The organism is Actinomadura chibensis NBRC 106107 (assembly GCF_001552135.1).
GTDB classification, from domain to species: domain Bacteria; phylum Actinomycetota; class Actinomycetes; order Streptosporangiales; family Streptosporangiaceae; genus Spirillospora; species Spirillospora chibensis.
On sequence record NZ_BCQP01000019.1, the window covers coordinates 63626 to 73893 of the forward strand.

Below are 10268 nucleotides of genomic sequence, written 5' to 3' on the forward strand. Positions count from 1 at the left end.
CTATACTCTTTGATGCCGGGCGGAGCGGATTTGTGCTCGGCGGAATGCTCGAATTTCCACGGCCGGCCGCGGAGCCGGTGTCGGGGGACCCGACGGGGGTGCGAATGGCGGGTCCGAGTCCCCTCTCCGCCGCCGATCCCGTCCGGCTCGGCGGCTGGGAGCTGCTCGGCCGGCTCGGCACCGGCGGGCAGGGCGCGGTCTACCTCGGCCGCCCGGTCGATCCGGGGGCGGGGCCGTCCCGCGTCGCGGTCAAGCTCCTGCACGCGCAGCTGCTCGCCGACGCGGGCGCGCGGGAGCGGTTCGTCCGCGAGCTGGCGCTGCTCCAGCGCGTCGCCGGGTTCTGCACCGCGCAGATGCTCGCCGCCGACATGGCGGGCGACCGGCCCTACATCGTCAGCGAGTACGTCCCCGGGCTGTCGCTGCGGGCGCTCGTCCAGGAGGAGGGGCCGCGCACCGGCGCCGACCTCGACCGGCTCGCGATCAGCTCGGTGACGGCGCTCACCGCGATCCACCGCGCGAACGTCGTGCACCGCGACTTCAAGCCGCAGAACGTCCTGATGGGCCCGGACGGCCCGCGCGTGATCGACTTCGGCATCGCCCGCGCGTTCGACGCGGGCGCCACCATGACCAGCCAGGTCGTCGGCACCCCCGCCTACATGGCGCCCGAGCAGTTCACCGGGCGCGTCGGGCCCGCCACCGACCTGTTCGCCTGGGCGAGCACCCTGCTGTTCGCCGCCACCGGCCGCGACCCGTTCGCCGGGGGCGCGCTGCCCGCCGTGATGTACCGGATCATGCACGAGACGCCCGACCTGAGCGTCCTGCCCGCGCCGCTCGCCGACGTCGCCGCCGCCTGCCTCGCCAAGGACCCGAAGGCCCGGCCGACCTCGGAGGACGTCCTGCTGTGGCTCCTCGGCGAACGCGAACGCCACGCCCGCCTCGACACCGCCACCCTGGACGGCGCCCGTTCGCCCCACCCCCGTCCGGACCCGGCGACCGAACATCTGCCCACCCCCACCACCCCGCACCAGCAGCCCACCGCCCGCCTCCCCGAAGAGGCGCCCGCCACCCGCCCCTGGGAGAACCCCGGCAACGCGGCCCCCGGCCAGAACTCCCTGCACCTCCAACCGAACGCGCACCCGGCCGGGCCGACCCCTTCCCCCGGCGCACCCGGCGGCGCGATACCCGGACGCGATGCCTGGTCGCCCCACGCGGCACCGCACCCCGGCCACCCGACCCCCTCACCCGGATCACCAGGCGGCACGGTGCCGGGCCAGGACGCCTGGCACGACCGCGCGGACTCCCGCCCCGGCCGGCCGGGCGCCTCCGGCGGAGCGCCGGGCGGCGGGGTGCTCGGGCAGGACGCCTGGTATGACCACGGGGAAGCGCGTCCCGGCCAGCCGGGCCCTCCGGGCGGCGCGGTGCCGGGGCAGGACGCCTGGTACGACCGCGCGGACGCGCGTCCCGGGCAGCCGGGCCCTTCGGGCGGCGCGGGGCAGGCGGGGGCCTCCGCCGGGGTGGCGGGGGGTGCGGTGCTTGGGGCGGACGCTTGGCGGACGCAGGTGGAGTCGGGGGGCGGGCAGCCCGAGGCGTGGCCTGGGCAGTCGGGATCCTGGGCCGGGACGGGCCCGGCGGTTCGGGGGGTGCGGCGGGGGCCCGCGCTGGTGGCCGGGCTGCTGTTCGCCGCGCTGCTGGCCGCGGTGGACGTCTTCGTGCTCGCCCTGCTGATCGCCCAGCCGTCGCTGACCCACGGCAACCGGGGCGGCCTGCTGCCGGTCGCGGCGTCCTCGTACGTCCTGGTGGCGATCGTCACGCTGGTCGCCGTCATCCTGGCCTGGCGGGGCAGCCGCGGCGCCGTCTGGACGGTCATGGCGGCGCGCGTCGTCCGGGTCGCGATGTTCGCGGCGTGGGGCAAGGTGCTCACGGTCGGCGCGCCCGTGCTGGCCGGGTACGCCGTGCTGACCGCCGTGGTCGTCCTCCTGCTGACCCGGGGCCTGATGCGGTCATCCCGCTGACTCGTGGCGCTCCGACCAGCGCTTGAGGTCGCGGCGCTCGATCGCGGCGGCCATCAGGTCCGGGAAGGCGTCCGGGGTGCAGGCGAAGGCGGGCACGCCCATCGCCGCCAGCGCCGCCGCGTTCTCGTGGTCGTAGGCGGGGGCGCCCTCGTCCGACAGGGCGAGCAGCACCACCACCTGGACGCCCGCCCCCGTCAGCGCCGCCACGCGGCTCAGCAGCTCCTCGCGCACGCCGCCCTCGTACAGGTCGCTGATCAGCACGAGGACCGTGTCGTTCGGACGCGTCACGAGCCCCTGGCAGTACGCGACGGCGCGGTTGATGTCGGTGCCGCCGCCGAGCTGCGTGCCGAACAGCACCTCCACCGGGTCGTGGAGCTGGTCGGTCAGGTCGACGACGCTGGTGTCGAAGACCACGAGCGACGTGCGCAGCGACCGCATCGAGGCGAGCACGGCCCCGAACACGCTCGCGTACACGACCGACGCCGCCATCGAGCCGCTCTGGTCGATGGCGAGGACGACGTCCCGCTTGACGGCCTGCCGCCGCCGCCCGTACCCGATCATCCGCTCCGGGACGAGCGTGCCGTGCTCGGGCAGGTAGTGCCGCAGGTTCGCGCGGATCGTCCGGTCCCAGTCGACGTCGGCGAGGCGGCGCGGCCGGGACGTGCGGGCCGCGCGGTCGAGGGCGCCGCCGACCGCCGACCGGGTCCGCTGGGCGAGCCTGCGCTCCAGGTCGCGGACGACGCCGCGCACCACCGCCCGCGCCGACTCGCGGGCCCGGTCGGGCAGCACCCGGTTCAGCGACAGCAGGGTGCCGACGAGGTGGACGTCCGGTTCGACGGCGTCGAGCATCTCCGGCTCCAGCAGCAGCCGGGTGAGGTCGAGGCGCTCGATCGCGTCCTTCTGCATGACCTGGACGACGCTCGACGGGAAGTACGCGCGGATGTCGCCGAGCCACCGCGCGACCGAGGGCGCGGAGTCGCCGAGCCCGGCGCTGCGCCGCCCCGGCCGGGGACGCCCCTCCTCGCCCGCGCCGTAGAGCTTCTCCAGGGCGCCGTCCATGCGGGCGTCGTCGCCGGTCAGCGTCACGCCGGTGCCGTCGGCGCGCTCCCCGCCGAGCACCAGCCGCCAGCGCCGGAGCCGTTCGTCGGTCATCGGGCCTCCGTCCAGCCGAGGATGTGCAGGGTCGTGGCGACGGCGGCGGCCGCGCGGGCGTCGTCGACGTCGTCGTCCGCCGGGCGGGACGGCCCGGACGGCGACCGGCCCCGGCGGCGGAGCCGCTCGCCGATGGCCCGCCGCTCGGCGGCGGCGTAGGCGCCGAAGGTGCGCCGCAGCAGCGGCAGCACGTCGGTGAACGAGTCGGCGGGCAGCCCCGCGACCCACTGGTCGACGAGCCGGAGCAGGTCGTCGTCGTGGACGAGCAGCAGCGCCCCGCCCGACAGGAAGCCCTCCACCCACGCGGCGGCGCGCGCGGGCGCGGCCCCGACCGACACCGCCCGCGCCATCCGGTCGGGGACGTCGCCGAGGCGGCCCGCGTCCAGCAGCAGGCGGGTGAGGCGGCCCTCGATCAGGCCGTGCAGGGTGTCGGGCCGCGCGAGCAGGCCCTCCAGCGTCCGCCGCCAGCGCTCGGTGTGGCCGTCGTCGCCGAGGAGGGCCAGCGCGCCGTGCACGGCGTCGATGTGGGCGAGGAACTCGCGGGCCGCGTCGTCGTCGAGGTTCGTCACCGCGGGCGGCAGGCCCACGCGGACGCGGACGATCAGCCCGTCGACCACCGTGCGGAGCGGGCCCGTCGACGTGCCGCGGACGTCGCCGTAGCGCAGCGCCCGCACGAGCGCGGGCAGCGCGGACATCAGGTGCGCGACGTCGGCGTCGACGGCGGCCCGGTCGGCGAGGGCGCGCATCACGTCCGGCAGCGCGTCGCCGAGGTCGGCGAGCAGGCACCGCTCCGCCACGGACGTGAGGTCGGCGAGCGCGGTGGCGTGCCCGGCGAGCGCCTTCGCCCGCGCCGTCGCCGCGCCGCGCACGGTCGTGCCCCACGCGCCCGCCTCGATCAGCTCGACGTCGAACTCGGGACGCCACATCAGCGTCCACGTCTCGCGGAAGGTGCCCTTCGACCGGCCCGTGTCGGACGGGACGCCCCAGTCCACGTCGAGCAGGCGGAGCCGGTGCAGCAGGCGGCTGCGCTCCAGGTCGGTGGGCTTGCGGAGGTCGAGGTCCTGCTCCTTGTCGAGCGCGGACGGCCTGAGCCGCAGCCGCCGCTGCTCGGCCTGCAGGTCGCGCTGGAGCGGCACCATCGGCGTGCGCTCGGGGACGGCGCCGAGCCGCTCGCCGACCACCATCCGCCGCTGGATCAGCTCGACCGGCAGGTCGGCGCCCTCGCACAGCACGGCCCGGGTCGCCTCGGTGACCTCGTCCAGCCCGGCGAGCGGTCGGCCGCGCAGCGCGGCGAGCGCCTCCGCCAGCCGGACGGCCTCGATCACGTGCGCGGACGAGACGTGCAGGTCCTCCTCGCGGAGCACCCGGGCGGCGGCGGTGAGCCACCGCTCGATCGGCCGGTCGGCGGCCGTGAACAGGTGGTGGTACCAGCCGGGGGAGCGGACGCCCGCGCCGTAGCCGGAGCGCCCGGCGAGCCGGCCGTGCGTCCACGGGACCCAGGTCATCGCGACCCTGGCCTTGGGCAGGCCGCGCAGCGTCCGGTCGTCGTGGGCGGCGGGGACCTTCGCCGTCAGCGCCGGGACGTGCCACGCCCCGCACACCACCGCGACCCGCTCGTGGCCCTCCTTGAGGGTGCGGCGGAGCGTCCGGCGCATGTGCGCCTCGCGCTGCTCCTCGCGGCGCGGGTGGCGGGACGGGTCGACGCGCTCGCGCAGCTCGGCCATCGCCTCCGCGATGGCGGGGAACGGCGACGGGCCCGCGCCGCGGTGCTCGACGACGTCGTCCCACCAGCGCTCGGCGTCGTCGTACCCGGCGGCCTCCGCCAGCCGGCCGAGCGGGTCGAGCCGGACGTCCGCCTCGTCCGGCGGGGGCTCGGCCTCCGAGGCCGGGACGAGCTGCTGCGCCGCCGGAAGGTCGCAGAACCGGACCGGGACGCCCGCGCCGAGCCCGTACCTGATCGCCTGCCACTCGGGGCTGAACTCGGCGAACGGCCAGAACGCGGCCCTGCGGCCGTCCTCGCCCTTGTCCGGCCCCTCCTCCGCGCCCTCCTTCGGCGCGCCGCCGGACGCGGGCGCGTAGGCGAGCAGCGCGACCGGCGGCACCATCCCCGGATCGCCCGCCAGCTCCACGATCGGGTCGGCCTCGGGCGGGCCCTCGATCAGCACCGCGTCCGGTTGGAACTCTTCCAGGGCGCCGCGCAGCGCCCGCGCCGAGCCGGGCCCATGGTGCCGGATCCCGTAGACCTCGACTCGGCTCAAGACACCTCCCGGCACGCGCGATAGAAGTCGCGCCACTCGGGCCGGTCGCGGACGACGGCCTCCAGGTACTCCTGCCACACGACGCGGTCGGACACCGGGTCCTGGACGACGGCGCCGACGATCCCGCCCGCGACGTCGGCGGCGCGCAGCACCCCGTCGCCGAAGTGCGCGGCGAGCGCCAGCCCGCTCGTCACGACCGAGATCGCCTCGGCGGTGCTGAGCGTCCCGCTCGGGGACTTGAGCTTGGTGCGCCCGTCGGCCGTCACGCCCGACCGCAGCTCGCGGAACACGGTCACGACGCGGCGGATCTCCTCCAGCCCGGCCGGGGACTCGGGCAGCTCCAGGCCCGCGCCGATCTGGTCGACCCGGCGGGAGACGATGTCGACCTCGTCCTCGACGGTCTCCGGCAGCGGCAGCACGACCGTGTTGAACCGGCGGCGCAGCGCGCTGGACAGCTCGTTCACGCCCCGGTCGCGGTCGTTCGCGGTGGCGATCACGGTGAAGCCCTTGCGCGCCTGGACCTCGGTGTTCAGCTCCGGGACGGGCAGCGTCTTCTCCGACAGGACGGTGATCAGGCTGTCCTGCACGTCGGACGGCATCCGGGTCAGCTCCTCCACCCGGACGACCGCGCCGCGCCGCATCGCCCGCATCACCGGGCTCTCGACCAGCGCCTTCTCCGAGGGCCCCTCGGCCAGCAGCCGGGCGTAGTTCCACCCGTAGCGGATCGCCTCCTCGGCCGTGCCCGCCGTGCCCTGGACGAGCAGCGTCGAGTCGCCGCTGACGGCCGCCGCGAGGTGCTCCGACACCCACGTCTTCGCCGTGCCGGGCACGCCGAGCAGCAGCAGCGCCCGGTCGGTGGCGAGCGTCGCGACCGCCACCTCCATCAGCCGCCGCGGCCCGACGTACTTCGGGCTGATCGCGGTGCCGTCCGGCAGTTCGCCGCCGAGCAGGTACGTCGTGACGGCCCACGGCGACAGCCGCCAGCCGGGCGGGCGGGGCCGGTCGTCGTGCTCGGCCAGCCGTGCCAGCTCACCGGCGTGCTCCTGCTCGGCGTGCGGCCGCAGGACGGCGTCTTCGGTCACGTGCTCAGCTCCTTCAGCATCTCGGCGCGGAAGCGCAGGGTGGCGATCAGTTCGGGGACGGCGCGCGGCACGGCGGCACCGGGCGCGGCGTCGGGTGCCGTGTCGGGCGGGGCGGCGAGGTCGTCGAGCCGGTCCGCGGCGGACGGGGCGAGCCGCAGGTCGGCGAGGCGGCACAGCTGGGTGACGAGGTGCTCGTCGCGCCGCGTCGGCCGCTCGGCCGCCGTGGCGAGCGCCGCCAGCACCGCCGCCGCGAGCGGGCCCGTCCACGGGCCCGGCACGTGTTCGAGGACGCGCAGCAGGTCGGGCTGCCCCTCCACCCAGCGGATCAGGTCGGCCGCCGCCGCGTCGCGCTCGCCCTCCGGCAGGACCGACAGCAGGTCGGCGAGGGCCTCGGGCTCGTCCACCATCACGCCGCCCTTGAGCAGCGCGCGGGCCCAGTCGGCGTCGCGCTGGGCGAGGGCGGCGCGGGCCCACCCGATGTGGACGTCCCGTGCGTCCGACGCCCAGTCGTTCTGCGGGGCCGACTCGGCGGCGGAGCCCCCGGCGCCGCCGCCGAGGGGAAGGCAGACGATCTCCATGGGCGGGAGGCCGAACAGGTCCGTCCAGGTGGCGAGCGGGGTGCGGGCGAGGATCTCGCGCAGCCACGCCGCCCGCGTGCCCACCGGGCGCCCGCCGCCGCGCGGCGCGAACGACCCGCTGGGATGGAACGGGACGCCGTCGCGCGCCATGTCCTCGTCGTGCGACCGCGGCGGCTCGACCCGGATCCACGTCTGCCGCCGGCCGCGCGCCGAGCGCCGCTCGGGGACGAGGCAGGCCCGCGCCCGCGCGGCCATCCGCTCCCCGTAGGCGGAGCCGGGCACGCGGGCGAGCAGGTCGGAGGCGATCTGCCTGACGTCCTTGCCGCGGTCCTCCAGGGCGGCTTCGAGGAACTCCTCGTCGTCGAGCGACAGGCCGTGCGCGAACGTCGCGAGGAACGCGGCCCGGTCGGGCGCGGGCTCGGCCGTCCACGTCCCGCGCAGCAGGTCGCGCGCCCGCGCCGGGTCGGACCCGCGGAGCATGGTCAGGTAGGCGACGCGCCTGTTCCGCGTCCCCGTCTCCCACACCTCGGGGCCGCCGCCGGGGTCGTCGCCCGCGCCGACCAGGTACGCCCAGTCGGTGTTCTGCAGCGCCAGCCAGACGCCGCGCCGCCCGGCCGCGCGGGCGATCGGCGGCCGCAGCATCCGGTCGGTGCGGCCGCGTTCGAGCAGGTCGGGCAGCGACTGCGCGGGCACCCGGAAGCCGCGGGAGGCGGCGGCGTCGAGCCACTCGGGCAGGACGCGGATCTGCTCGCCCGCGAGGATCCGCCGCAGCCGCGCCGCCGCCGGGCCCGGCACCACCGGGGCCTCCTCCTCGGGGGCGAGCGCGATCGGCTCGGGCGCCGCGCCGGCCGGGACGAGCCCGGCCCGCCGCCGCACCGTCAGCAGCGCCGCCGCGTCGAGCAGCCGCCCCGCCTTGTCGGACGTCTCGCCGGACGTCTCGCCGGACGGTTCGCCGGGCGCCTGGGGCAGGACGGGCGGGTCGCGCCGCTCGGTGCCGAGCAGGGCCACGGTGACGAGCTCGTTCCACGTGCTCTCGTTGAAGGCGCTCTCGTCCGGCGCGGTCACAGGACCACCGTCCCCTCGTCGTCGTGCCAGGCGGCGAGCGGGCGCAGGCCGCGCGGGCCCCATTCCCCGGCCAGCGTGACGGGCCCGCCGCCGGACAGCGCGAGCAGCCGCCACGGGTCGCCCAGCCGGAGCGGCAGCGCGTCGCCGGACGGGTCGGACGCGAACAGCTCGCCCCGCTCGCCGCGCGCCAGCCGGACGTCCGCCAGCAGGGCGGGCCAGCGGTCGAGCCACGGGTCGGCGGCGAGGGCGGCGGCGTGCCCGTCCAGGAAGCCGCGCACGGACGTCCCGGCGGGGCGCGCCGGGGCGGCCGCCCCGTGCCGCTCGGCGACCAGCGCCCGCAGCGGCGGCGACCCCGGGTAGAAGGCCAGCTCCGCGTCGACCTCCGTGCCGACGACGAGGGACGCGTCGAGCGTCGTGCCCGGCGCGGCGAACGACAGCACCAGCGCGGGACGCCCCGTCCGCCGCCCGAGCAGCCAGACGCGGCGCGTCGTCAGCAGGTCCTGCGCGGTGTCGCGGGCGCCCGTCACGCACCACAGGTCGCGGACGCGCTCGCCGTCCGCGAGCACCTCCTCCTGCGGCACCGTGAACCCGACGCGGGAGCGGACGGTGTCGCGCAGCCCCGCCGGGAGCTCGCCGCGCCGCCGGTAGGCCCGGACGAGCAGCCGCAGCAGCGCGTACTCCGCCAGCAGCGGGCCCGGCCAGCCGGGCCGCCGGATGATCGCCGCGCAGCCCCGCACCTGGCCCGCGAGCGCGCCCGCCTGCGCGTCGACGAGCCGCCTGGCCGCGTCGTCCCACATCCGGTAGGGGGCCTTCTCGGCCCGCGCGAGCCCGTGCGCGACCTGGTCGCGGAGCCACTGGTCGAGCTCGGCGAGCCCGTCGTCGACGCGCCGCTCGCGGCGCTCGACCGTGCGCGGGTCGCGCGCCTTGGCCGCGGACGCGGCGCGCCGCTCGGCCGCCCTGTCGGCGCGGGCGCGGCGCTCCTCCATCCACTCGGCGGCCCAGCCGGGCCGCGGCCCCTCGTCGACCGTGCCGTCGCTCCAGAGCAGCAGCAGGCCGAGGGCGTGTTTGCAGGGAAACTTGCGGCTCGGGCAGGAGCACCGGAAGGCGGGCTCGGCCAGGTCGGCGCACGTCCGGTAGACGGACGAGCCGCTGCCCCGGCACTCGCCCCACACCGCCTCGCCGTCGCAGCCCGCCGCGCCCCACTTGGCGGGCTTGGCGACGCCGCCCGCCGCCTTCGCGGACGCGGCGTCCGGCGCGAGGCCGAGCACCTGCTCCCGGTCCCATCGATCGCTCACACGTCCGAAACTATCCGCCCCCTCGGACATTCCCCGCGTGACGATCTACCAGCGCGCCGACCAGGCGGATCAGGGGGTGGGGAGGCCGGGCAGGTCGGGCAGCGAGACGTCCGGGACGAGCAGCGCCCCGCCGGTCACCAGCGCGAGCAGCGCGACCGCCGCGAACAGGCTCACCCAGGCGAGGCCGGGGACGCCGGTGAGGTGCGCGAGCTGGTCGGCGTCGGAGCTCGGCGCCATGTGCCGGGCGCGCATCCGCTGCAGCTCGACCACCGGCCGGACCGCGGCGAGCAGCAGGAACGACGCGGCGAGGTAGGCGAACCCGGCCTGCACCTCGGCGCTGCCGAGCCAGGACACCGCGAAGATCACCGCGCCGGTGGCGATCACCGACAGCGCGCCGTAGGCGTTGCGGATCATGACGAGCATCGCGCCGAGCAGCGCGAGCGAGAACCACAGCATCAGCGTGATCCGCCCGGCCGCGAGCAGCAGCGCGAAGAACAGCCCGAGCAGCGGCGGGGTGAGGTACCCGGCCATCGCCGTGAAGATCATGCCGGGGCCGTGCGGCTTGCCGCGCGACACGGTCACGCCCGAGGTGTCGGAGTGCAGCTTGATGCCGTCCAGCTTGCGGCCGGTGAGCAGGGCGACGAGCGCGTGCCCGCCCTCGTGCGCGATCGTGACCGTGTTGCGCGCGACCCGCCAGGTGGGGCCGTGGGCGACCGCCCCGAGCGCCACGACGCCGACGAGCAGGACGAGCCACCACGGCGGGTCCGGCTGCGTCCCCGTCACGCGGTCCCACAGGTCGGCGATGCTCACGTTTTCCACGTCCACC

General features: G+C 77.1%; 7 protein-coding genes. 1 reads left to right on the forward strand and 6 read right to left on the reverse strand.

Going from position 1 to position 10268, the window contains the following annotated elements:
- The first annotated feature begins 104 nt into the window (after positions 1-104).
- Positions 105-2012 carry a serine/threonine-protein kinase gene (locus ACH01S_RS46520; RefSeq protein WP_067890000.1) on the forward strand — a complete coding sequence of 636 codons (1908 nt, stop codon included), beginning with the start codon at positions 105-107 and terminating at the stop codon, positions 2010-2012.
- Here the strand turns inward: ACH01S_RS46520 and ACH01S_RS12965 are convergent.
- The 6 genes from ACH01S_RS12965 to ACH01S_RS12990 form a co-directional block, all read right to left on the reverse strand.
- Positions 2001-3164, reverse strand: coding sequence for a VWA domain-containing protein (locus ACH01S_RS12965; RefSeq protein ID WP_067890003.1), 1164 nt, complete (start codon positions 3162-3164; stop codon positions 2001-2003). The two genes, ACH01S_RS46520 and ACH01S_RS12965, sit on opposite strands and share 12 nt — an antisense overlap.
- Positions 3161-5422, reverse strand: a complete 2262-nt coding sequence (locus tag ACH01S_RS12970) for a DUF5682 family protein (protein WP_222869217.1) — start codon at positions 5420-5422, stop codon at positions 3161-3163. The genes ACH01S_RS12965 and ACH01S_RS12970 overlap by 4 nt, the downstream gene beginning before the upstream one ends.
- The gene (locus ACH01S_RS12975) at positions 5419-6504 is read right to left on the reverse strand and encodes an ATP-binding protein (protein ID WP_067890008.1); all 1086 of its coding nucleotides are present in this window, start codon (positions 6502-6504) and stop codon (positions 5419-5421) included. The genes ACH01S_RS12970 and ACH01S_RS12975 overlap by 4 nt, the downstream gene beginning before the upstream one ends.
- Positions 6501-8147: a DUF5691 domain-containing protein gene (locus ACH01S_RS12980; protein WP_067890012.1), complete on the reverse strand. Its 1647-nt coding sequence runs from the start codon at positions 8145-8147 to the stop codon at positions 6501-6503. Before ACH01S_RS12980 ends, ACH01S_RS12975 begins: the two co-directional genes overlap by 4 nt.
- Positions 8144-9442, reverse strand: a complete 1299-nt coding sequence (locus tag ACH01S_RS12985) for an SWIM zinc finger family protein (protein WP_246236982.1) — start codon at positions 9440-9442, stop codon at positions 8144-8146. The genes ACH01S_RS12980 and ACH01S_RS12985 overlap by 4 nt, the downstream gene beginning before the upstream one ends.
- A 69-nt stretch (positions 9443-9511) precedes the next feature.
- On the reverse strand, positions 9512-10261 hold the full coding sequence (locus tag ACH01S_RS12990; protein WP_067890107.1) for a M50 family metallopeptidase: 750 nt from the start codon (positions 10259-10261) through the stop codon (positions 9512-9514).
- Positions 10262-10268 lie beyond the last annotated feature (7 nt).